The organism is Streptomyces sp. ALI-76-A (assembly GCF_030287445.1).
GTDB lineage: Bacteria > Actinomycetota > Actinomycetes > Streptomycetales > Streptomycetaceae > Streptomyces.
This window is the reverse complement of the sequence record NZ_JASVWB010000002.1, coordinates 1233499-1256462: the sequence shown is the minus strand read 5'-3', so window position 1 is coordinate 1256462 and position 22964 is coordinate 1233499. Positions and strand designations below refer to the sequence as shown.

Annotated in this window: 23 protein-coding genes; 9 read left to right on the top strand and 14 right to left on the bottom strand. The window is 67.4% G+C overall.

The window, feature by feature from the left end; genetic code table 11:
* Positions 1–39 precede the first annotated feature (39 nt).
* The 10 genes from QQS16_RS06570 to QQS16_RS06525 all read right to left on the bottom strand — a co-directional run bounded on the left by QQS16_RS06570 (position 40) and on the right by QQS16_RS06525 (position 8547).
* Positions 40–966, bottom strand: a complete 927-nt coding sequence (locus tag QQS16_RS06570; RefSeq protein ID WP_286060668.1) for a hypothetical protein — start codon at positions 964–966, stop codon at positions 40–42.
* Between the two features lie 279 nt (positions 967–1245).
* Positions 1246–2022, bottom strand: coding sequence for an SAM-dependent methyltransferase (locus tag QQS16_RS06565; RefSeq protein WP_286060667.1), 777 nt, complete (start codon positions 2020–2022; stop codon positions 1246–1248).
* A 19-nt stretch (positions 2023–2041) separates the two neighbouring features.
* Positions 2042–2566, bottom strand: coding sequence for a hypothetical protein (locus QQS16_RS06560; RefSeq protein WP_286060666.1), 525 nt, complete (start codon positions 2564–2566; stop codon positions 2042–2044).
* Between the two features lie 203 nt (positions 2567–2769).
* The gene (locus tag QQS16_RS06555) at positions 2770–3558 is read right to left on the bottom strand and encodes a hypothetical protein (RefSeq protein WP_286060665.1); all 789 of its coding nucleotides are present in this window, start codon (positions 3556–3558) and stop codon (positions 2770–2772) included.
* 44 nt (positions 3559–3602) lie between these two features.
* The gene (locus tag QQS16_RS06550; protein WP_286060664.1) at positions 3603–4832 is read right to left on the bottom strand and encodes an acyl-CoA dehydrogenase family protein; all 1230 of its coding nucleotides are present in this window, start codon (positions 4830–4832) and stop codon (positions 3603–3605) included.
* A gap of 57 nt (positions 4833–4889) precedes the next feature.
* On the bottom strand, positions 4890–5504 hold the full coding sequence (locus tag QQS16_RS06545; protein ID WP_286060663.1) for a GAF domain-containing protein: 615 nt from the start codon (positions 5502–5504) through the stop codon (positions 4890–4892).
* Positions 5505–5541: 37 nt separating this feature from the next.
* Positions 5542–6147, bottom strand: a complete 606-nt coding sequence (locus QQS16_RS06540) for a GTP-binding protein (protein ID WP_286060662.1) — start codon at positions 6145–6147, stop codon at positions 5542–5544.
* Entirely contained in the window at positions 6125–6490 is a 366-nt protein-coding gene (locus tag QQS16_RS06535; protein WP_286060661.1) for a DUF742 domain-containing protein, read from the bottom strand. Before QQS16_RS06535 ends, QQS16_RS06540 begins: the two co-directional genes overlap by 23 nt.
* 1 nt (position 6491) lies before the next feature.
* On the bottom strand, positions 6492–6914 hold the full coding sequence (locus QQS16_RS06530; protein WP_286060660.1) for a roadblock/LC7 domain-containing protein: 423 nt from the start codon (positions 6912–6914) through the stop codon (positions 6492–6494).
* Complete coding sequence (locus QQS16_RS06525) at positions 6895–8547, bottom strand: ATP-binding protein (RefSeq protein ID WP_286060659.1); 1653 nt, start codon at positions 8545–8547, stop codon at positions 6895–6897. Before QQS16_RS06525 ends, QQS16_RS06530 begins: the two co-directional genes overlap by 20 nt.
* A gap of 1013 nt (positions 8548–9560) precedes the next feature.
* Between QQS16_RS06525 and QQS16_RS06520 the strand changes: the two genes are divergently transcribed.
* The 8 genes from QQS16_RS06520 (at position 9561) to QQS16_RS06485 (ending at position 18684) form a co-directional block, all read left to right on the top strand.
* Positions 9561–10532, top strand: a complete 972-nt coding sequence (locus QQS16_RS06520) for an aldo/keto reductase (protein ID WP_286060658.1) — start codon at positions 9561–9563, stop codon at positions 10530–10532.
* Between the two features lie 89 nt (positions 10533–10621).
* Positions 10622–11869, top strand: coding sequence for a class I SAM-dependent methyltransferase (locus QQS16_RS06515; protein ID WP_286060657.1), 1248 nt, complete (start codon positions 10622–10624; stop codon positions 11867–11869).
* A 129-nt stretch (positions 11870–11998) separates the two neighbouring features.
* Positions 11999–12715: a uracil-DNA glycosylase family protein gene (locus tag QQS16_RS06510; protein ID WP_286060656.1), complete on the top strand. Its 717-nt coding sequence runs from the start codon at positions 11999–12001 to the stop codon at positions 12713–12715.
* 94 nt (positions 12716–12809) lie between these two features.
* Complete coding sequence (locus tag QQS16_RS06505; protein ID WP_286060655.1) at positions 12810–13589, top strand: nucleoside 2-deoxyribosyltransferase; 780 nt, start codon at positions 12810–12812, stop codon at positions 13587–13589.
* A 163-nt stretch (positions 13590–13752) separates the two neighbouring features.
* Entirely contained in the window at positions 13753–15543 is a 1791-nt protein-coding gene (locus QQS16_RS06500) for an AMP-binding protein (protein ID WP_286060654.1), read from the top strand.
* Complete coding sequence (locus QQS16_RS06495) at positions 15540–16676, top strand: beta-ketoacyl synthase N-terminal-like domain-containing protein (RefSeq protein ID WP_286060653.1); 1137 nt, start codon at positions 15540–15542, stop codon at positions 16674–16676. The genes QQS16_RS06500 and QQS16_RS06495 overlap by 4 nt, the downstream gene beginning before the upstream one ends.
* On the top strand, positions 16673–17686 hold the full coding sequence (locus tag QQS16_RS06490; RefSeq protein WP_286060652.1) for a beta-ketoacyl synthase N-terminal-like domain-containing protein: 1014 nt from the start codon (positions 16673–16675) through the stop codon (positions 17684–17686). Before QQS16_RS06495 ends, QQS16_RS06490 begins: the two co-directional genes overlap by 4 nt.
* On the top strand, positions 17683–18684 hold the full coding sequence (locus QQS16_RS06485) for an alpha/beta fold hydrolase (protein WP_286060651.1): 1002 nt from the start codon (positions 17683–17685) through the stop codon (positions 18682–18684). Before QQS16_RS06490 ends, QQS16_RS06485 begins: the two co-directional genes overlap by 4 nt.
* Before the next feature lie 79 nt (positions 18685–18763).
* On the opposite strand, the gene QQS16_RS06480 is transcribed toward QQS16_RS06485, so the two are convergent.
* Positions 18764–19153 (bottom strand): hypothetical protein, encoded by a 390-nt coding sequence (locus tag QQS16_RS06480; RefSeq protein ID WP_286060650.1) that lies wholly within the window; start codon positions 19151–19153, stop codon positions 18764–18766.
* 514 nt (positions 19154–19667) lie between these two features.
* On the opposite strand from QQS16_RS06480, the gene QQS16_RS06475 reads away from it, so the two are divergent.
* Positions 19668–20789: a phosphotransferase enzyme family protein gene (locus QQS16_RS06475; protein ID WP_286060649.1), complete on the top strand. Its 1122-nt coding sequence runs from the start codon at positions 19668–19670 to the stop codon at positions 20787–20789.
* 49 nt (positions 20790–20838) lie between these two features.
* Here the strand turns inward: QQS16_RS06475 and QQS16_RS06470 are convergent, their stop codons facing one another.
* The 3 genes from QQS16_RS06470 to QQS16_RS06460 form a co-directional block, all read right to left on the bottom strand.
* On the bottom strand, positions 20839–21036 hold the full coding sequence (locus QQS16_RS06470; protein ID WP_502963889.1) for a zinc ribbon domain-containing protein: 198 nt from the start codon (positions 21034–21036) through the stop codon (positions 20839–20841).
* Between the two features lie 23 nt (positions 21037–21059).
* A complete protein-coding gene (locus QQS16_RS06465) occupies positions 21060–21842 on the bottom strand; it encodes an NUDIX hydrolase (protein ID WP_286060648.1) in 783 nt (260 codons plus the stop codon).
* A gap of 357 nt (positions 21843–22199) precedes the next feature.
* A complete protein-coding gene (locus tag QQS16_RS06460; RefSeq protein ID WP_286060647.1) occupies positions 22200–22913 on the bottom strand; it encodes a 2'-5' RNA ligase family protein in 714 nt (237 codons plus the stop codon).
* Positions 22914–22964: the final 51 nt, after the last annotated feature.

Here is a 22964-nt window from a genome sequence, read left to right as displayed (position 1 = left end):
TGGCACACGTGGGGCACGGGTCTGGCGCCCTACTCCCGCTCAGACCGCCGAACGGATTGGGTTGTGGTGGAGGCGGATACAGACGTGGACCGGCAAGTGGTCAGACAGGTCGGTCAAAATGAGATCTGTGCCGGAGACATCAGGGGTAGGGATGTTCGGTGCGAACCAGTAGGGTGCGCCTAGGGTGCGGTAGTCGACCACTTCGATCCGCTGGCCGGTGACGAGAGCCTGGTCGAGGTGGAGGGGAACCTTCTCGTTCTCGTACCAGTAGCCGACTGTGGGCTTCCTCCGAATCGTCACGTCGGCCTGTGGGTCACGCCAGCCGGCCTCCATTAGCATCCGCAGAACCTGGGTGTCCCATCCGCCGTACGATCCATCGGGCAGCCGCTCCCGGTAGCGGTGCCAGAGGTTCCGCGGCACCTCTGACCAGTCCTCTGGCTCCGGATCGTGTAGGTCGGGGCCGTTCGAGTCCATGATCAGAACACTGTCTTCTGGCCAGTCCCCAAACTTCCTCCCGTAATCAGCCAGGTGCGGCACTTCCAGAACTCGGGCATCGGGGCTGCTGTACGTCAGATGCGCTCCCAACACCAGCAGGCGGACGCCGTTCACCTCGAACTCCGCGCGCGCGACCCCGTGGTGGAAGGCGCCCCGGGCCAGCACGCCGGAACGGGACGCAAGCCGGAGCTTGTCGGCTCGGTAGTACAGGCAGCTGTGGTTGCGGCCGTCGCCGTTGTGCGAGGTCACGTACGGGAGCGCGGTCAGCCCTGTGGCGTCGGCGAGGTCGGTGAAGCGGTTCCTCTTCTCCCAGTCCGTGGCCTCCGTGATCCACAAGAGGTCAAGCCCAGAGAGGGACGCGAGGAAGTCAATTTGCCGCTCGCGGCGGTACTCCTCCTCCCCGTCGATTCCCCCGTTCAGTAGGTTCCAGCCCAACAGGTCAAGGTCGGTCGCGTCATTACGTGCCGTCATGGTTGTCTCCTTCAAAGGCCGGCTGCTTGAACGGGCGAGCGTCTTTGTGAACGGTCTCCGCGGGCTACTGGTGGGTGTGTCGCTGGCCGCTGGGCCGGCGTCGGGAAGTGGCGGTGGTTCACAGGAAGTCCCGAGGAACCTGGGTGAAGCGACAAATTGTGGCCAAGGCATCGTGCCGATTTCGGCAGAAGCGGCACCGCCAGTCGCGCAGGTGTACCGGGACAAGATTGGTCATTTCGAACATGTGCATCGTTCTCCGGAGGGAGGGCAGCAGCCCTTCTACCATTTGACGGCCACGCCTCCGTAGACGCCCGTCGGCGCCGGGGAGGTGCCCGGGGCAGGGCGCCACAGCGGGCAGGAGACGAAGCCCGGCTCCAGCAGGTCGAGCCCTTCGTAGAAGACCGCGAGCTGTTCGGGGCTGCGCAGGACGTACGGGACGGCACCGGTGTCGTCGTAACCGGCCTGCGCTTTCACGAGGTCGACGTCGGTGTTGGTGCCGTCGTAGTGCACGAAGTAGCTGCCCGCGGGCAGGGACGCAAGAAGGTGGTGGACGATCGCCGTCGCCGTGGTGTAATCCTCGATGTGGCCGAGGATGCCCATCAGCATCAGGGCGACGGGCTGGCTGAAGTCGAGTGTTCGCGCGGCCTGGCCCAGGATCTCCTCCGGGTCGTGCAGGTCGGCGTCGATGTAGTCAGTGACTCCCGTGGGCGCGCTGAAGAGCAGGGCGTTGGCGTGAGCCAGGACGATCGGGTCGTTGTCGACGTAGACGACCTTGGCGGCCGGGGCGATCCGCTGGGCGACCTGGTGGGTGTTGTCGTACGTCGGCAGGCCGGTGCCTATGTCGAGGAACTGGCGGGCGCCGCACTCGCGGGTGAGGTGAGTGACCGCGCGGATCAGGTAATGGCGGGACGCGATGGCCATGGTCTTGACCTGGGGGGCGATCTCGGCGTAATCGTCGCCGGCCTGCTGGTCGACGGGGTAGTTGTCCTTGCCGCCCATCCAGTAGTTCCAGATTCGGGCCGAGTGGGGGACGGACGTGTCGATCTTGGTGTTCACGGGGTCTCCTTCGGAAGCGTTATGCCCGGTCAAGGGTCGGATCGGGGCTCGGCAGGACGAGGGTGGTGAAGATGGGGCACAGCACGAAGGGCGCCGTCAGGAGCTGTCCGGTCGGCTCGCCGCGAGTGATCCACCGCAGGTTGAGGCCGTCGCTGCGGGCGGGGCGCGGTGGGATGCGGACCGTGGGCCCGCTGAGGTACGTGACCCAGGTAGGCCAGGGGAGACTGCCGGAGTCCGGCGGGACGAAGAAGGTCCAGAGACCGCTGTCGGAGGGCACCGCGCCGCGGCGCGCGCCGCAGCGACGCAGAACCTCCAGGGCCGCGGCGGCGTACGACTGCGGCACCCGGACCGCGTCGAACCCGTCCCCGGTGCGCACGAGTCGGGCGGTGGAGCTCCGCCAGGCCGCGCCCAGCAGCATGTACGCCTCCTGGCCCGGATCGTTATCGCCCAGGACGGGGATCTCCCAGGCGAGCGCCGGGTCATCAGGTCGGGACCGACCGGAGAGGCTGGTCGGCCGCAGGCGGGTGCGGGAAAGGAGGGTCACGGAGGAGCCGTTCGGTGCGGGGTGGGCGGGGCCTGCGCGGAGGATTGTGGTAGGCGAGGAGCCTGTAGACGGATTTGCCCTGCGCGCCGGCGTTGGGTCCGTCCTCGTTGTCCGCCGCCGTCGGCGGACAACGAGGACGGGGTCTGTGTCGACGGCGTCGAGGCCGCCGCACGGTTGAGGCGTCATCCGGGCAGGCGGCTGATTCAGTCCTCAGGACATCGGAGTTTGCCAAGGGTGGGGGCCAGGCCGGAAATGCTCCACACTTGGTTGAAGGCGTCCAGGCCTACGGCGTTCACGGCCTTGTCGACAAGGGCGGTAGCGCGGGCCCGCCGCCTGCCCGCTCCAGCGGCTGCGATACGGAGGAACGCGCGGCGCATCAGGAAGGTTCTGGGCCGGCGGCGCTGGGTGTAGTCGACGGGTCTGCCGAGTATCTGCGAGGTCGCTTGGTCGCGCGTCCACTGCGCATGGCCGTCGCTGAGCTGGGTGATGGCATCCTGGGCGGGCCGGTCTATAGGCCATTCCGGGGCCGGTATGCGGGTGCCCCCGCAGGCGGCGACCTGGGCCTGCCGGGCGAGCGCGCGGACCAAGGCGTCGCACAGCAGATCCGGGGCACCGGTCAGCCCCAGGTGTTCCAGGGCTTCGGGGACGATCAGGGTCGACGGCTGGCCGACGCTGGTCGCGATGAGGATGGACTCCTCGACCATCCATATCGTGCGGGCAGACATGCGGGCGGTTAGCGGCAGGGCGGCCGCCTTCTTGTGCTCTTGCTCGGTGAGATCCAGGCCCTCGGTGTCGCGCTCGACCTGGCGGCGGACGAAGGCCGCGTACGCCGTCGCCAGTCCTTCTACTCCGACGAGTTCGATCCTGACGGTCGGCAGGAGCAGGCCGCTGGTCGTCTCCACCCATGGGGTCGCCTGTGTGAGTAACTGGTGTATCTGCTCGGCCAGTTCCTCGGTTTGAGGCGTTTCGTTCTGGACGTACATGCTGATCATGAAGGTCTTTCGGCCATGGGCGGATGAGGGACGGAGCAGTAGGGTCAGGCGGCGCGTACCTCGGCTGACCTCGTGCGGCGGATGAAGTCTTCGGACCACTGGGTGCGGTCGGCTCCGAGTGCCTTTTCGGTTAGCCGGTGGCGCTGGATATCGTCAGGGCCTGCCGGCGCGCCGACGAGCTGGATGTCACGCATCAGTCGAGTGATGGGGCGGTCGGTGCGGGCGGCGTAGCCGCCGTGGAGCGAGCTCGCATCCCGCAGGGACTCGCTTGCCGCCACGCTGTTGTACAGCTTGGACTGGACGAGTTCCGCATCGCACGCTCGTCCCTCGTCCAGCAGCTGCACGGCGTCGTACGCCAGCCGTTCAGCGGTCATCAGCCGGGACTGCATGTCCGCGAGGCGGTATCTGACGATGGGGTTTTCGGAGAGCTTCCGCGTCTCGCGGTGGTGCCGGCCTGTCTTGCGGCGGCGTGTCTGGAGGAAGGCAAGGGCCTCGTCCATGACCCTGCGGTGAAGGCCCAGAGCGGCCGCGGCAAGGTTGGGGCGGCCGCAGACGACGGAGGCGGTGTAGGCGGCGGCGAGGCCATCGCCGACCTCCCCAAGGAGGTGGGTCTCGGGCACCCGGACGTCGCGCAGTTGCACATTGCCGCAGGTGAAGCCGTGCATTCCGACCAAATCCGGCTGGCTCACCTCGATTCCGTTCCGGTCGGCTTCGACGAGGAAGGCCGACAGGCTCCGTGGATCGCCGGGCCGACCGGTTCGCACAACGACGACGTGCAGGCCCGCTATGGCTGAGTTGCCGATGAAGCACTTGCGGGCGTTGATGATCCAGTGCTTTCCCTTGCGGCGGGCCGTGCCGTCCATGCCGAGAACGTGGCTGCCGCTGTCGGGCTCGGTGACCAGGATGGCCGTCCACAGCCCTTCGGCGATCTGCGGCAGCCAACGCCGCTTCTGCTCCTCGCTGCCGAGGTAGAGGATCGCGGCGGTCGGGATGAGAGAGGCTTGCAGGATGCCGCCGGCGGCACCGCTGAAGTAGCTGGCCTCGGAGATCAGGAGCGTCTTGGAGAGATGGTCCAGGCCCATGCCGCCGTACTCGGTGCCGATGATCACGCCGCACCAGCCCTGTGCGCCCATCAGGCGGGGCAGTTCAAGGTCGGTGTGTGTTCCTTGTGCTTCCATGTGCGGAACGTGGGGGGCGATCACTTCGCGGCCGAAGTCCTGCGCCTGGTCGCGCAGGCGCAGGTGGTCGTCCGTCAAGTACGTGTACGTGGACATCGGTCCGTCCCCTCCCTCTGGTCTTACGGGCGCTGTGCTGGACGACGGGCGGTAGCGCTAGTGCTCCGAGGGGGGCTGGGTGTTGTCGGGCAGTTCGTCGATGTGCTCCAGGGCTTGGGCGGCGTAGTGCTTGATCAGGGCGACTTCCTGGCGGCCCCAGCTCGTCGTCTCCCGGCCCACGAAGCACAACGTGCCCAGCGCGATGCCGGTGGGCTGGTGGATCAGGGGTGTGCCCAGGTAGGTGCGGGCGCCGAGCTGGTGGATGGCCTTGTTTAGCCAGCGTGGATAGTCGAAGACGTTGTTGAGCGGCAGGGCCTTGCGGCGGTCCATGGTGTGGACGCACCACCCGCTCGTGCGCTCCATGAACCGCTCCTCCGGCGGCGTATCGGCCGATGTGGCCTGGCTCTCGCCGCCGCTGATGCCGGCGGGCGCCCACATGCCGGCGAAGTATTGGTAGCCGTCCTTCATGAGGTTGACCATGGCGAGGAACCCGTCCGGCTTTTTGACCAGGTCAGCCGCCTCTTGTGCAGCGTCATGCGCGAGGCTGTCGAACCACGGAACGGGACGGTCTGCGAGCAGGTCCTTACGCTGCAACAGCTCCAAGCGCAGGATCCGTTCTTCGTCCGCGGGTACCCGGTCGTGGAGGCCGGTGGCAAGGTCAAAGGTGGGCATCGTGGACTCCATAAGCGAAGCAGCAGGAAGGGACGGGCTAGGCGGAAGGGACGAGCTGGGCACGGTCACGCGCATGCGCGACCAGATCGACCAGGACGCCGCGGGACGAGGCGCCGTCACGTGCGTCGCACCAGACGAGGGGAACCTCGGGGCTCACTCCCAGGGCGTCTCGCACTTCCTGCTCGGTGCGGGGGCGTACGTCGGGGAACTGGTTGAGCGCGACCAGGAACGGCATCCGGCGGCGCTCGAAGTACTCGACGGCGGCGAAGCAGTCCTCCAGCCGTCGGGTGTCGGCGAGGACGACCGCGCCAACCGCGCCCTCCGAAAGGTTGTCCCACATGAACCAGAAGCGCTCCTGGCCGGGCGTGCCGAACAGCAGTAGCTGCACCTCATGGGGCAGCTGCATCAGCTGGTCCCTGTGGAGCGTGATGCGGCCGAAGTCCATGGCGACGGTGGTGGCCGCCTTCTGTTCGATGCCCGTCAGGTTGTCGGTGCCGCGGCCGGCCTCGGTGAGCGTCTCCTCCGTCCGCAAGGGCTCAATCTCGCTCACCGCACCGACGAAGGTCGTCTTCCCGACCCCGAAGCCGCCCGCTACGACGATCTTCAGTGAGAGCGTCAGCTCAGATTCGGCGTAGGCCAGCAAGGACTTCTCCCAAGATCCGTGGGTCGGTGGCTGCTCCGCCGCTGTTGTCGGGCATCGCATTGATCAGGTAACCGTCGTCAAGAAGGTCCGAAAGCCAGATCTTGACGATCTGCAAGGGATGCCCGAGCCTCGCCGTGATCTCCGCGACGGAGACCGCCCCGGCCCGGCAGTGCTCGAACGCCTGCGCGTAGTGCGACTGCAAGGGCTTGGACGGCAGTTCGATTCTGGCCTTGACCAGGGATGCCCGGTCCAGGTCCTGTGAGGGCGTAACCCGTCCGTGGACCAGCGCGTAGGGTCGCACCGGCCCGTACCCGTCGTCGACCAGGGCGTCGTCACCGGCCACCTCACTGGACCGCCGTGTCCGCCTCGGCGGGCACGGACCGTGGCGCGACGGTCAGGTGGTCGTAAACCCGTTTGACCAGCAGTGTCATCTCGTAGGAGACCTGTCCGACGTCCCCATCAGCATTGACCAGGACGGTCAGGAGCGCGCCCGCCCCCGCCGCCATGACAAACAGGTGGCCTCCGTCGAGTTCCACGACGACCTGGCGCACGCCACCGGCGCCGTTAAGCAGCCGACCAGCGCCGTCGGCCAGGGAGTGCAGGCCGCTGGTGATGGCGCTCAGCGTGTCAGCCTCCCCCTTCGCATCGTGGTTCAGGCTCGCGACCTTCATGCCGTCGCGGGAGGTCACCAGGGCGCTGACCGCGCCCTTCGTCCTGTCGACGAAGTCGGTCAGCAGCCAGGTCAGGTCATTCTGTTGCGTGGTCACGGGGGACCTCCAAGGGATGTGGGGGGTCAGTTGGTTCGGGGGACTGGGAGGCATCCGGCACGGCGTCCTGCTCGGCGCGACGCCGTGCCTCGGCGAGCTGGGACATCAGGCCCGCGCTGGGCGGCGCGGACGGCTCTATGTGTCCACGGGGCGCAGGGGCTGTGTCTTGCAACTCGGGAGCCAGGTAGGAGCGTGAAAGGTCCCGCTTCGGCAGCGCAGCGCCGTCACCGGACGCGGATGTGTCCGGCGCTCCGCTCGCGGCGAGCTTTATAGCGGGGTGGGGCACGGCGTTCGCTCGACGTGAGGGCAGAGGCGCAACCCCGCCGCCCGGGGCGGCTGCCTCGCTGGAGCTTGGCTCTGCCGTCAGGGATGCCGCCGGGCCGCGTGCCACCGGAATCTCCGCACGGTCGCCGGCGCGGGTCCCTGCCGCAGGTGCTCCCCGGTCGAGGGCGTGAACCGGTTCGGGCGACGGGAGGTCAGGCCGTGGGGTCCGCTCCTGGCTATCCGGTGCCGTGCTGAAGAGGTCGAAGGGGACCAGGACTTCGGCCTGGTTGGAACCGTAGATGTTGCCATGGAGCCTGACGTGGAACCCGAGTCGGCGGGCGTACTCCGCTACCACCCACACCCCCATGCGTCCGTCCCGCAGGTAGTCGCCGGCCCGGTGCCGGGACGGCTCGGACAGCAGGTCGTTCAGCTGTTTCAGGGTGTCCTGCGACATGAGCTTTCCGCGGTCGTCGATCTGGATGACCACTCCCGAGGCGACCTTCTCAACCCGGACCAGCACGTCTGCTGGGGGCTTGGAGAAGTTGGCAGCGTTGTCGAGGAGCTCAGCCATCGCGTGGACGAGTCCAGGCGCTGCCCGTCCGTCGACCATGCCTTCGACGGGGGACACCAGCTTGACGCGCCCGTACTGCTCGATCTCAGAGATCGCGTGGCCGATCACGTCGGAGAGCAGCATCGGTTTGCTGGAGCGCCGGGGAAGCGCGCCGCCCGCCAACGTCAAGCTCTCCGCCAGGCGACGCAGCCGCGTGACCGCGTGATCCAGTTTGAACAAGGGTTGGAGGACCTCGGGGTCCTCCATCTCGCGTTCAAGCCCGTCGAACGCGTTCAACGTGTGATTGATCGAGGTCAGGATGCGCCGGGCGATGCTAAGGACAGCAGCTTTCTCCTGCCGGGCTGAGCTGTCGGTGAGAGCCGTCTGCACGCCGTACACGAATTCGAGCAGTTCCCGTTCCAGCGTGGCGAACGCGTGCGGGGCAACGGGTTCCGGCGGCAGCTCGCGCACCTGGGGCTGCTCACCGCGCTGCAGCTGGCCCAGCGTCGCATCAACCTCTTTGAGGCCATCGGCCATCACGGACCGCAGACGGGCAATCCACTGGGATACGGCCTGGCGGTCAGTCATTTGCTGTTGTTCCAGGGCCTGGAGGTGAGCCGCCCCTTGTTGTTGTACCGCCTCAACACCAGCGATGCGGTGCCTTTGCACCGCATCGGCGGTCGTACGGGACACCCGCCAGGCGACAACCAGCACCGCTGCGCAAGCCACGGCAACCGCCGACCACACCAACCATCGCGTACTAGATCCGGCGTGCTCGATCCGCAGGAGGTATGCGGGCAGGACTATCAGCAACAGCACAGTGGCCGGCGGAAGAAGGACTAGCTGGCTCAGCCGTGCGCGCAGCCCTTCAGAGGTATTCACCCTGCGCGCCCACGACTTGCCGTGCCGTCGGCGCTCGGAGCGTGTAGCCGGTGGAGAATCAGACATCAAGAGACCTCAGAGGACGTGGACGCAGAACGCGAGCTCGGTCCGGTTGCAGGGAAACGCGCGGGAGAAGGGTCGCCGGGGCAGGCTGGTCGATGCGGGGGAACAACGGCCACCCCCGCCCGGCAACCGGCTACAGGGGTGGTCGGACGGCGAGGGCGGACGGCGGCGGCAACGGCCGAACCACGGTGGTACCTCCAGTCACGGGGAAGGGGTCCTCGGGGAGTGACACCGGGGCTTCGGAGGCAGGCGGTGAGGCCAGGTCACCACGGGGTGCCTGACGTCCGAAGTCCCGGCGGCTAGGGGTGAACGGGGAACAGGGGCGAAAGAGTGCTCTGTGCTATTGACACGCGGCCACTCTGACAACGCCGGTATGTCTCGAACTGCCGGTGCGTCTTGACCACTTGGGTCTGATCACCAGCCTGCCCTGCCCGTCATCTGTCGGGCCAGACGCACCGAGGCTCATATCGAGGGTCATTCAGATACGCCTTCGACCACACGGCACGCAATCCCAAATCTGAGCAATTCGGGTCCAATTACACGAGAGAGCAGTCATCTCTCCTTGGGAATGACCCCCGGTATGAGTCGCTGGGCACCTGGACTTCCCGTTCGGACAAATGCGACGGTGGGAGCGGGGCTGACCAGAGCCGCGCTCCGCCCCTCTTTCCTACAGATTCCCCGGGCTCAACGCCTCGCTGCTGTGCCGCACTACGGCGAGCCGAGCCGGCGCCCTGTCCTTCGCGATGAGAGCGAGCCCCGTCGTGACCGCTTCACACTTGCCCCGGCGACGCCTGGTCGCCGGATGGGACGAGCATCCTCTCGGCGTTGGTTGCAGGCCTATCGGGGGACCGGCAACCAACCTGGGCCACGCCGCAGGATGGGCACCCGTGGACGACGACAGCGCGGTCGATGCCCTCCTGCGCTCCTGCGCGGAGGGGGCAACAGTCTTCGACACCTCGGACGTATACGGTCTCGGCCACTCCCAGAGGTTGCTGGGCCGCATGCTTGCCCAAGTGCCGCGCGAAAACGTCCGCATCACCTGCACGGTCGGGGCCTTCAAGGGTACTGGCGTCAACGCATACAGCTCCCTCAACCTGCACGGACAGGTAGAGCAGAGCCTGGAGAACCTCGGCGTCAAATGGCTAGACGTCCTGACTCTGCATCACACCGACTTCGGCCCGCGCGACCAGTACCTCCAGGAGGCGCGGGAGACCCTGGAGGCCCTGCGTGACCTCGGCATTGTCAAGGCGCTCGGAATGCGGGCACCCAACCGGCTGGGAGCCGGCACCGCAACCTCGGACGATCACAACCAGGTAGGCGCGGCTCGGTTCGCCTTCCTCGTCCAACAGCTCGGTCCCAAGGTCATCACCACCCCCTTCAACGCCCTCAGCCAGCCACCCGAATCCGAGGCCACCGACAGCGAAGAGGACGAGGACATCTTCAGCTTCGCCCGTCGCCACGGCGTCGCAACCATGATCTACAAGCCTCTGGGCCAGGGACTGCTCACCGGCAAATACCTTCCGGGCACGGCCTTCGGTTCTGGGGACGTCCGCTCCCGCATCACCGCGCCGATGCTGGACGCCGTCCAGCGAGGCCTGCAGCCCTTGCGGGACCGGTTCGAATCCACCCCGCAAGACCTGGCCCGGGTCGCCCTTCACTACTGCCTCAAGCGCTGCCCGGACTCGATCGTTCTGACCGGATTCACCAGTTCACAACAGGTGGCCGCGAACTACCAGGGCTTCACGACCGAACTGAGCGAACCGGACTACGAATTCGTCGGCGCCGCGTACGCGGCCCTGCGAGCCGAGCTGGTAGAGCTCGGCCAGCTCCGCTCAAGGGATGCGGCGTCCGTGACATGAATCCCCGGACCGAGCCGAGTCGGCCTGCCCACATCCCCGAGGAGCGATGACACCCCCCCCGTGCCGCGCAAGGTGACACAGAGGCCCACATGAGCCCAGACAGTACCCATTGGATGAAATACGCCATTAGCCTCGCACAAAGGGCGCCACAATCAGGCCGGCGAGTCGGCGTTGCGCTCGTGTCTAAACACAACGAGTTGATTTGCTCAGCCTTCGAGGGCGAAGTGCGCGGCGCGTCCTGGTACCGCACTCTGCGGTACAGGATGCAAGAAATCGGAACATCCAGCGCACACAGCGCATATCTTACGATCAATACCCTGTCTGCGGACCGGTCGTTTGAGCTCGCCGAGCTCTTGAAGGAAGTGCGCATCGACAGGGTCTACATCGGTCTGCCAGACCCCGCGCTGACGAATTACCTCGATGACGATCCCGTCACTGCACGAGGTCATGTACACCGCTTCCCCGACGATTTGCAGCGCGAGATCCTCGAGCAGAACCGAGACCTCTACGCAGTGAGCGAGCAAAATATCGAGTGCAACCCCCACTACTCCACACATCGCATCAGTGAAGCCGTCTCCACCGGGCTAAAGTCGAGGGGGTTCGCGCTTTCCAGGAGTGATGTCAATGCGAACAGGGGGAGGTTAGCGCTCGCTTCGCTGATCTGTCAGAGATATGGGATCGGGTACAAAGAAGCTGATCGCGCCGTAAACGACGTGCTGTCCGAAGCGTTTGACGCGAAGTACGGCACCTATGACTACGCGTACGACGCTCGTGCCGCCAACTTGAGGTGGACCGAAGACTTCATGTCGGTTTACACGAGGTCGTCCACAAGGTCTCTGTCTACCGTCAGCATCCTCAACGTCGGCGTCGGAGCCGGCTACGAGGCAGCAGCTTTGTTTTCAGATTGCCCGCAGATCACCTTTGTCGACATCGCGGAACGTGGCCTTGCGAATATAAACGGACGCATTCCCTCGTCGAGAACCGTCGTCTCCAGCGCCGAAGACCTGTCTGCCCTACCGGAAAACAGTTACGATCTGTATGTCTCTTTGAGAACGTACAACTCGTCGTTCTTCGATACGTCCGCAGCGGCCTCAGAGGCGCACCGAGTACTGAAACCCGGCGCGGTGATCATCGTCTCCGTAGCCAACGGATTTCTGTATACTCAGCGAGGCTGCGTCGTGCCAGGACTGATCATCCCCGGCACTGAATTCGTCGACCTCTATCGCGGGATGGACACAGCCAATCTGATTGGCGCAGAGCTCGACTGTGCCGGATTCAAAGATATCCGAATGTTCCCAACAAGTACCGAGATTTACCTGTCCGCTGTCACCGCCTAACGCTTCCACCGTCCCCTCCAGCCGGCCACGTTCGCGACGTCCCATCAGTTCCGCGGGAAGGCCGAATCGTAGGCGGCCGGGTGCGACCGGACTGTTCGGAGTGACCAGCGCGAAGGAAGGACTTCTGCAATGAACGGGCGAACGACTGTTGCCCATCGGATCCTGCAGTTCAACGAGGAACTTGCGGAAACGACGCTGGAACTGCCTCCCGGATTCACGGTCATCAACCCGTTCAGCGGCCCCCAGAAGGAGCGTGTCCGGGAGGTGACGACTGCGTTCTACCACAAGTACTACGACGACGATAAGCCGCGCCGACTGGTACTGGGGAGCTCGCCCGCCCGCCGCGGCACGGCCGTGACTGGGGTCCCGTTCGAAGACGCCAAGCTCCTCGAAAGCGAAACGGGAGTCGATGTCGACGGCTATGCGGTGAACCGGCCTTCCTCCGGGTTTCTGCACGACGTCATCAGGCGCTACGGGGGCCGCGACAAGTTCTATGCCGACTTCGTTATGAGTTTTGTGTGTCCCCTTGGCCTGGTGAGAACGAAACCCAACGGAAAAGAGGTCAACTGTAACTACTACGAGAACAAGAAGCTGCTGGAGCTCCTGCATTCTTTCCTCGTGGACACCCTGGAACACCAGCTGGCATTCGGAACTGACACCACGGTGTGCTACTGCATCGGCAGTGGCGAGAACTTCGCGTTCCTCTCGAAGGTAAACGAGGGTCAGCGTTTCTTCCAAAGGATCGTCCCCTTGGAGCACCCGCGCTTCATCACTCAATACAACCGGGACAGAGAGGAAGAATTCGCCGAAAAGTACCTCAGCGCCTTCCGTGGACAAGGCGATTAGTCGCGGCCTCCTCCGGAACGTTTGCCGACCTCTCAGCCGATTCGACGAAGACCGTAGGCTCCCAACGCGCCGGAACGAGAAGGAGAACAGTACATTGGCGATAGAAGGCAGGGTCCTGGTCCACTTCGACTCGGAACGCGCGAGCGTATACCGCTCCCAGAGCGGCGAGTTAAAACTACTCAAATGGGAGCGGCTCGCGTTCGAAGACAGCCTCGCCGCCGAGGTGCTGGCAGACAGAGTCGGCGAGTTCTGCGCCGGGCTCAAGGAGTTCAACGAGGTCGTTGACAACAAGAGAACGCGATTGTATGCCACCGGGGTATTTCAGCAGCTCCTGCAGCCGGATGCGTCCGCACTGGTCAACAGCGTCTATGTCGACACCGGTCTCTATTTCAACATAGTCGGGCCTGAGCTGGAGCAGTTCTACCTGGAAACGGGCATGTCCGCGTGCGGATCGAACGACATGATGGAAGGCCTGATCCGGCGGGAATTCCGGAATGCTGTTGTCTGTGGCAGCTTCCAGCAATCCCTGGGATACATCGAGGACACCATCGCCCGTCTGCGCGAGATCGGCACCGTAGTGCTGAGCCCGCGGTCCACAAGGATCAAGCCGGAGACCGCGGGCACCGACTTCATCCTCTTCGACTACCAGGATCTCCTGAAGAACGAACGCGACACGTGGCGGCACAAGTACGTGCACATGGACGCGTTCAGACAAGCCGACGCTGTTGTCGTATGCAACCCCGGCGGTCGCGTCGGAAGCGGCACGATCTTCGAGCTCGGCTTCATGTCCGCGCTTGCCAAGAGGGTCATCTTCACGGAGGAGCCCCAGGGCGTGTCGGTCTCCTTCCCCTGCGAGGTGGGCCTGGGCACCTGAGCCCAACCCTCTGAGGACTGCCGCACCCCACCCCGTTCCCGAATCTTCGCCCGGATCAGGTTTCGGTGAACGGTGCAGTTCCCGGAACAGGTCGCCCGCTCGTCCTCTCTGTCCAACCCGACCCCGCTTCTCGGCTACGAAGATACGGAAAGGACTCCCGCCGGTGGAACACATCGACATAGCGCGCGACAGGCTGCGAGAGATCGTGGCGTCTGTCCTTGAGGTGGACAAGGAAGCCATCGAGCCTGGTGCCCAGTTCTACGAGGAACTCGGCATGAGCTCCTTGGAGAAGACCGAGGTCCTGGTCGCGGTCGAGCGCGAGTTCGGGGCCCTGTCCGCGCAGGAAGCGGCAGCCTTCACCAGCCTAGACGCCGCGGTGGCCGTGCTCGGCAAGCGGGCGAGGAGCCGCCAGGGTGTCGATGTCGACTTGATCGACCGCCTGGTGGCGCGCCATGTCGGCGCCGGCCGGGGTGACCGGGCCAGCTACCTCGACCCCCAGGCCGGGGCGATCACCTACGCGGGCCTCCTGGAGGCAGCCCGTGGGTACGCGGGCGCCCTGCGGGCCGCAGGAGTACCCGAAGGCGCCCGCGGCCTCCTGGTCGCCGACGACTCCGTGGCGACCGTGGCCGCCGTCCTCGGCCTGTGGTGGCACGGCTGCATCCCCGTGGTGATCAGCCCGGTGCTCACGGACGACGAAGTCCGCTACATCGCCGCCGACTGCGCCGCCGCGATGGTGCACCTGGACGCAGCTCCCGCGCGCCAGCGCGCCCTGGAGGAGTTGTTCACCACGACCACCCGCTTCGCCGGCGCTGACGTCCGCGCTGCTCTGGCGACGGCCTCGGCCGGCCCCGCGCACCGCCCGCAGGAGGCCGGGCTCCCCGCCGCGTGGAGTGCGGGGAGCGAGGCGCTCGTGCAGTACACCTCCGGCAGCACTGGCATGCCCAAGGGGGTGCGGCACTCGGCGGGCGCGATCGCGGCCATGGCCGACGGCGTCGGCATGGTCCTGACGCTGACGCCCGATGACACCGTGCTGTCCAGCGCCCGCATGTCCTTCGGCTACGGCTTCGGCAGCTCCGTGCTGTGCCCCCTGGCGGCCGGCGCCCGCGTCGCGCTCCTCCGCGGCACGGTCGACGTACACTCCCTCGCCGCCGCGCTGCAGCACCACCGGCCCACCGTGCTGTTCTCCGTTCCACGGCTGTACGCGGCGCTGCTGAACGCCTCCGGGACGGAGCTCGCCCCCGGCAGTGTCGACTCCGTGCGGCTGTGCGTGGCGGCGGGCGAGAACCTGCCCGGTCCGCTCAGCGAGCGGATCGGCGCCGCATTCCAGGCCGAGCTGCTCAACGGCCTCGGCGCGACCGAGGTCCTCTACATCGTCGTCGGCACCCCACCGAAGGAGGACCGGCCGGGGACCTTCGGGGTCCCGGTGCCCGGGATCACCGCGACCGTCCGCGCGGCGGACGGCACGCCCGTCGCCGACGGGGAGCGGGGCCGGCTGCACATCGCCGGCCCCACCGTCGCCCTGGGCTACATCGGCTGGCCGGAGGCCGCGGCGGTCACCTTCGCTGACGGCGGCGCCTACACCGGCGACGTGGTGCGCCGTGCGCCGGACGGTACGTTCACCCATCTGTGCCGCGCCGATGACATGCTCAACCTGGGCGGCTACAAGGTCGTGCCGAGTGAGATCGAGAGCGTCGTCCGCGGTGTCGACGGGGTCCAGGACTGCGTGGTGGTCGGTGGCCGCGACGCCGACGGCCTGGAGCAGGCCGTGGCGTACCTGGTGGCCCGGCCGGGATCCGACGAGGCCGTGGTGCGGCGCGCGGTGATCGCCGCGATCCGTGGCGGGCTCGCCGCCTTCAAGCGCCCCGCCCGTCTGGAGTTCCTCGACGAGCTCCCGACCACGTCGACCGGCAAGGTGGCCGCCTTCGAGCTGAGGAAGGCGGCAGCCCGATCGTGACCTGGGACATCACGGGCATGGCGGCCGTCGCCAACGTCGGCGCCACCCCCGGGGAGATCTTCGCCGCGCTGTGCACGGGTCGGGAGAGCCGCAGGCCCCTGATGGCGTTCGACCCGGACAAGTACCGGGCGGCGTACGCCTACGAGATCGACGACCGGCCCGAGGGCGGCGGCGACCTGCCGCGGCGTGCCACCCGCTGGCTGACCACCGTCGTGCGCCAAGCGGCCGACGACGCGGGCCTGGGCGAGGACCTGGCCCAGGTGCCCGTGCTGGTCGGGACGACCATGCGCGAGCAGCGCAGCCTCGAACTGTGGTGGCGCGACGGCGCGGACGTCGCTCTTGAGGAGCTGCACTTCGGCACCGCGCTGAAGGCGGCCTTCGGGGCGTCCACCACGTACACCTTCGCCAACGCCTGCTCCGCGTCGCTGTACGCGCTCGGCATGGCCACCGACATGATCGAGGGCGGCCTGGCCGACACGGTCGTCGTCGCGGGCACCGACGCCGCTACCGAGGGCGGCTTCGGCACGCTCGACCGGGTGCAGAACGACCTCCCCGACGCGCTGCGCCCCTTCGACGCCACACACAAGGGCATGCTGATGGGTGAGGGCGCGGCGGCCGTCGTCCTCCAGCGCGCCGGTACCGGGAGCGGGCCCGTGCACGCCCGGGTGCGCGGTGTGTCCATGGGCTGCGACGCCCACCACGCCACCGCGCCCGACCCCCACGGCATCACCCGCGCGGTGCTGGACGCCTACCGCAGAGCAGGGGTGCGGGCGAGCGACATCGACCTGGTGATGCTGCACGGCAGCGGCACCCCCCGCAACGACACGACGGAGGCGAGCGTCCTTCGCCAGATATTCCAGGGCGCGGGTGCGGGTCCGCGGATGACCGCCATCAAGGCGATGACCGGACACACCCTGGGCGGCTCGGGACTGCTCAGCCTCGTGATGGCGGTGCTCGCCATGAAGAACGGGACGGTCCCCCCGATCCTGGGCCTGGCAGATCCGATCCCCGAGGCCGCCGGGCTGGGCCTGGTGCAGGGCAGCCCAGCCGCCGGTGACCTGGCCATCGCTCAGATCGACGCGTTCGGCTTCGGAGGGATCAACGCCGTCGCGATCGTGGAGGCAGCCAGATGAACGCGACGAGCACCACGCACACGAGGAACCCGAACGCCCGGGAGGTCGTCGTCACGGGCATCGGCCTGGCGCTGCCCGGTGTCGCGACGTACGGCGACCTCCTCGGACCGCTGCCGGGTGAGGGCGGCTTCGACCCGGCCACCGGACTGATTGGACGCGAGCTGCGCCACAAGGACCGCGCGTCCCGGCTCGCCCTGCGCGCGGCCGAGTTCGCCCTCCACGACGCCGGTCTGACCGACGCCGACGACACGTTCACCGGCTCGACCGCCGTCGTGGTCAGCACCAACCTGGGCAACGCGGACAGCGTCTGCGAAGCCACCGACACCATCGCCCGAGCAGGCGTCATGGGCCTCAGCCCCTTGGGCCTGCCCCAGACGTCAAGCAACGTCATCGCCGGCTGGGTGGCCATCCGCTACCGTCTGCGCGGCCCCAACCTCACCGTCTGCAACGGCGTCACGAGCGGTCTGGATGCCCTGGCCTGGGCCCGGAACCTCATCGTGGCCGGGCGTGCCGACGCAGCCGTCGTCGTCGGCGTCGAACCCGCCAACGACGTGGTGACGAAGGTCCTGGGCGAGCAGTCCACCGACGCGGCGGTCGCGGTCGTACTGGAACCTGCGGATGCCGCCGCCTCCCGCGGCGCACGGTCACGCGCCACGATCACCGGCTACGCACGGGCCCGGAACCTCGCCGCGGCGCTGGCCTCCACCGGCGTGACCGAGGAGGCGCCCGTCGGACTGTGGCTCGCGGACGAGGCGGGTGCCGCGGGGGCCGGGGCGGGACATCTGCTCGCAGGCCCGCGCCGGATCGACCTGGAATCCCAGCTGGGCCCGCTGTCCGGGGCGCTCGGCGTCCTGCAGTGCGCTGCTGCGGCCGCCTACCTGGAGGGCGGCGCCACCGGCAACGTTCTGGCCACGGCCGGAGGCCCCCGCCACGACGCGACGGCCGCCCTGCTGCTGACCCCGCCGCCGGCCCTTCGCCCATCCACGCAGGAACGAGGACAACACCCATGACCCCGACGAGCGTGACCATCGAGGAGCTCCGCACCCTGATAGCCGGCGTACTGGAGACCGAGCCCGAGGAGGTCACCGACGACGCGCACTTCGCCCACGAGCTCGACATCGACTCGCTGCTGATGCTGGAGATCTCCACCCGCATGGAGAGCGCGTTCGGTGTCCCGGAGAACGCCGTGGCCGCCAGTGGCGCCACCACCCTCGCCGAGCTGCACGCCTTCCTCACCTCGCAGCTAACCCCCGAGCCGCCGACTTCCCCGCTCATCCGCCCCAGGCCGGTGAGGGACCCAGCGGTGCGCCTATTTCTGCTCCACCACGCCGGCGGCTCACACCTGCTCTACCGGGGCTGGGCGGAGCACTTCCCCGAGGACTGGGAACTGTGCCTCCTGGAGGCCCCCGGCCGAGGCACCCTGCAGGCCCTGCCGCTGATCGACGACTGCGACCGGCTGGTCGACTACTTCCACGCCGCCATCGCACCGTTGCTCGACCGGCCCTTCGGGTTCTTCGGCCACAGCATGGGCGCACTGATCGCCTACCAGCTCACCCGCCGACTCCTGCGCCAGGGGGAACCGCTCCCCACCTGGCTGGGGGTGTCTGCCTACGGCGCCCCGCGAGGCGACGCCGACGCCGACAGCAGCCCTCATCTGATGGCCGACGACGAACTGCGCGCCTGGCTGCGGAGCGGCAACGGCAGCCCACCGCAGCTCCTCGGCAACGACGACGTCTGGCGCAAGTTCGCCCCGTTGTTCCGCAGCGACTTCAAACTCGTGGACACCTGGACTCCGCCCCGCAGCCCCGAGCCGCTGCCCGTACCGCTCACGGCATTCACGGGCCTGCACGACAAGATGATCGGTGAGAACCGACTCGTCGCCTGGCGGAGGCTCACGACGGACTTCCGCGGACTCGAGAGGTACGACGGCGGCCACTTCTACCTGATGGACCACCAGCAGCGCATCGCGGCAGCCATCATGGCCGCGATGCGTTCCGCAGCTCCTTGAGCCCGCTCGCATCGCCACGCGACCCGCCAGACGATCAACTCCAGCGGGGTGCCGGCGGGGTGCGGGGCGAGTCCTCGGGTCAGGCGTCGGGGTCGACCTCGGGGTGGGTGAACCGCACGGGCCGGCCCAGCGACCGGGCGTATGCGATTTCGGCTCGGGTGCTGTCTCCGATGTAGTCACCGACTACGAGCACCTCATCAGCGAGCAAGATCTTCGACCGGTGCAGTTCGTCGAGTCGGGCCTTCAGCGCCTTGGCCTCGACAGGATCGGACCAAAGTTCGTGCGGCGACTTCAGGTCGCAACCCGGCTTGACGACAATCCTCCCGACTTTGGTCTCCCGCAGATCGGCCTCGGCCATCTCGGCCATGAAACGAGTGGAGCCGCAAATCACAACAATACGCGGGAAACGCAGCTGCTTCTTCGCCTCGGCGAGTTTCTCCGCGGGGGTGATCACTTGCGGGGATGACACTGGTTCCTCCTGGTGGTGCGGCCCGAGGGGTGCCTGCGGAGACGAGAACGAAGGCGTTCAAGATCATCTTTTGGTGAACGATGCGGACACCCGTGCGCCCGCACTTTATGCGACGAGCATCCCTACCTGGTGCCGGCACCCGCCGGTCGGCCCTACGCCCCGCCTGTGCGATGCCAGCCTGGTCACTCTTGCCACGAAAAGCCGGTGTCGGCTACCGCGTTCATCGCCTCGATCAGCCGAGTCGCGCAGCAGAGGGGCCGCGGTGTCGGCTTGGTCAGCCGGTCCTTGCCGGTCCCCTGCCGGCAGCTGGTGGCGGTGCCGGGCCGGGCTCGAATACTGCGACAACCCGAACGAGGGAGGCGAAAGCAGATGGCCGCATTGACGGAGCGTTGTCTGTCGGCGATCTTGCGGCCCCGCTACACCCGCCGCAGCTCGCTGAGCACCTGACGGCCACGGTCCGTGCCCGCATCCTGATCGACCCGACCACCTGCCTCATCATCTGACCACTATCGCCGTGCGCTTCGACGAGGAGACCATGTCCACCGCATCTCACCAGCCCGCCACCAGGCCTGTCGCCACGCCTTACACACCTGGCCGCACCGCAGAGGGGGAGCAGATCATGGCGGTGGCCGACACGCTGGTGCTCGCGTACGGGCTGCACCCGGCAGAGATCGCGCGAATCCCGGAGGGCACCGCGACGGACAATTACGCGATCGCGGATCAAACGGGCCAGCGGCACTTCGCCAAGGTCTACCGCACTCGAGAACACTTGGATCTGGAGCGGGCGTCGGTCGAACTGTCCGAGTACGCCGCCGACGGAGGTGTCGCGACCGCGCGGGCAACCCGCACACGCGAGCACGAACTCCTCGAGACCCACGGCCGCCTGGCAATGTCGCTGTGGTCGTACGTGCCGCACACCGAGACTGCCGAGGGCGGCCTGACGGGTGCACGGTGGGCAGCGGTCGGCACAGCGATGGGCCGCCTCCACAGCCGGCTCGCCGCTCACCCCGCCGCCGCACCCACCCAGAATCCTGGTGCTGCGGTATGCGACGTGGCCGCCTCACGGTACCGCTTCGAGCGCCTGATCCATGCGTACCAGCACAAGCCCAGGCTCGGGGAATTCGAGACGTGGGCGCTGCAGGCGGCGCGTGAGCGAGAAGCCATCTTGGGGGACGTCGAGCGCACCCTCGCCTCGCTTCCACAGCTGACCGTCCAGGTCCTGCACGGCGACATGGCCGGCCCCAACGTTCTGTTCAAGAACAACGAGGTAGCCGCGATCGTGGACTTCCGACCGCCCACACCCGGGTACCTCGCCTGGGAGATTGGCCGTCTTGGCTGCGACCCCAAGAGCGTGCTGGACAACAGTGCGGACAGCTGGCTCACCGGATACACCGGCCTCACCTTGGCCTACCGGGACGCCAACCCGAAGGCGTCCGCGGACGACCTCTTGTCCTCGCTTCGTGTCGGCTGTGCAGCCATGCTCTGCTCGGCCTTTCCGCTGTCGGTACCAGTGGAACGACCGCACATCGTCGACGCCGCACTTGAGGCCTACGGGCGGGTGCGGCACGAGGCAGCTCTGATGCTGCTGGACCGGCTACCTGTCTTGGAGGAGGCCCTGCGTGACGCTCTTCGCTGAGTTCATGACCCTCGTGACTCCTCCGCCCCGTGAACGGGGTGGCTTCTGGCTATGCCGGTGCGGCTTCGCGACGGACCAGCCCGGCCCGTAGAACGTTCAGGGCGCCCACCGTGTCGGCGTGCGCGGTGTGGCCGCACGAGACGCAGTGGAACCTTTTTTGGGTAGGCCGGTTCTCCTTGACGGTGTGCCCGCATGCGGGGCACCGTCCGGGCCGCCGCGCCCAGAGAGCGGGGGCGGCGGCCGCGATGGGTCAGGAGGACGGGGCGGCGATCATCTGCTGAGTTGGTCCACCCGAAGCAGGTCGTCGGGGCTGATGTGGATCGCGGCGATGTTGGCGAGCCACTGCATCCACACCGGCTCGATGCCGGGCGCAGCCTCGAACTCGGCGTCTGTGATGCGTCCCTGGGCGTAGGCGACCGTCCGGTCTGCCAACTCCTGTAGGGCGTCGGGAGTGATCCAGCGGACGTTCTTCGTCTCGCGGGCGCTCGGGGTGAGGTCGTCGGTGACGGTGGCCTGGTAGATGGTCCAGTCGTGGCCGGTGCCGCGTGCGCCGGGGAGGCGGCGGCATGGGTTGTCCCGCCAGCAGCCGGTGACGTGGGTGAGGCCGGTGACGGTGAGGCCGAGTTCTTCCTCGACCTCGGCGCGGCCCGCGTCCTCGGCGGTCCCGTGGTTGTCGATGTGGCCGGCGGCGGATGCCGTGCCGGGCGGGAGGGTGGCGCGGTCGAACATCAGGTAGCGGCCCTGGTGATCGGTGATGACGATGCCGACCGAGGTGTTGTCGCAGGTCTTCATGGTCTCGTTCCTGGTGGGTGCTGGAGGTCCGGCGGCTGGTCGGGCGGGGCGGACGATGCGGGCGCCCTCGGCGCGTCTGCGCTCGCAGTCGCAGAACACGCGTCGCTCGGGGTGGACGGTGCATCCGTGGTGGTAGCGCTGGACTGCGGTGACGAGGGTGGGGTGCGCGGGCCGGGTGAGGCGGACGCTGTCGGTGGCGGCGTGGAGCCCGTTCCAGGTGGTTCGGACTGGCAGGCCTCGGCGCTGCAACTCGGCGACCATGTAGTCCAGTTCGCGGCGCGAAGCCCTCCATGCCCAAAACCCGCGGGGTCGCTGCCGGTGGAAGCGGCAAGCGCATCAAGTGGAACAGCACGCTGTGCAGGAGTTGCTGGAGAGGCCGGTGTGCTGCTCACCGACCGTGGTGGCGCCCGGCTGCTGCAGATCTTGAAGCAAACTGGCACGCTGGAGGGCTCACACTGATCACATCGGGGGAGAGGTTCGCTGGCGAGTGACGGGCGTTGGCGGGTTGGGGAACGTCGTGTGCGTCCCGAGTGGGGAGCTCCATGACGCTCGCGGAAGCCGCAGCTGCCCCTGCTCCAACGCACCCATCGGGACCGCTCATTCCACCGGGGCTGAAGATCACTTGGACGGCCGGCCGAGGAAAAAGCGGTGCAGGACTTCCCACTGGTAGGAGCGCTCGGGAAGGTCCGTGCGGTAGAGCTCGACAAGGTCCACAGAGGTGATGTCGAGAGGCACGGGCGGAAGGCAACGCAGCTGCGCAACACCCTCGATCACAGGAGCGGCGAGCTGATCGCGGTTGCTGTACTGGATTCCCAGGTGAGGCCGGAAGGCTGCCGTGGGCATGCCTCCGGGCACGCCGGCCTGGCGGGTAAGGGCACTGAGTTCCGCATGGAGACGCACCAGAGGCGTCCAGGGCGTGAGAGTGAAGCGGACCGCCCCCCGTGACCCTGCGAGAGGATGGGCGAGTACGGAAAAGGACTTGAGGGCCAGGCGTTCGGCCAAAGCCACCAAGTGGTGGATCCTGGCGGCCGGGACGTGGGCTGTATCGCCGATCCGTGCCATCGTCACGTGCAGGCCGTCGGCCGGGATCGGGTCCATGCCCAGATGTGCCAGTGCATGCTGGCACTGTTGTGCCCGGCTGACCAGAGCGGCGCAATCAGGAAAGGTGAGCATCCAGTAGTACACGCGGCCGCCGTCGGGCCATCCCTGCCGGGCCCAGTGGTCGGTCATCCGGGAGACGGCGGCGAAGGCCTCCCAGTCGTGTCCGACGATCACTTCAGGGTCGTCAAGGTCAGACGGGGGTGCCGACGGGAATGCCCGTTCGTCGACCATCAGCCGAGGCGCCACGGATCTCCTCACTGCCCAAAGGCGAGATGACACGAC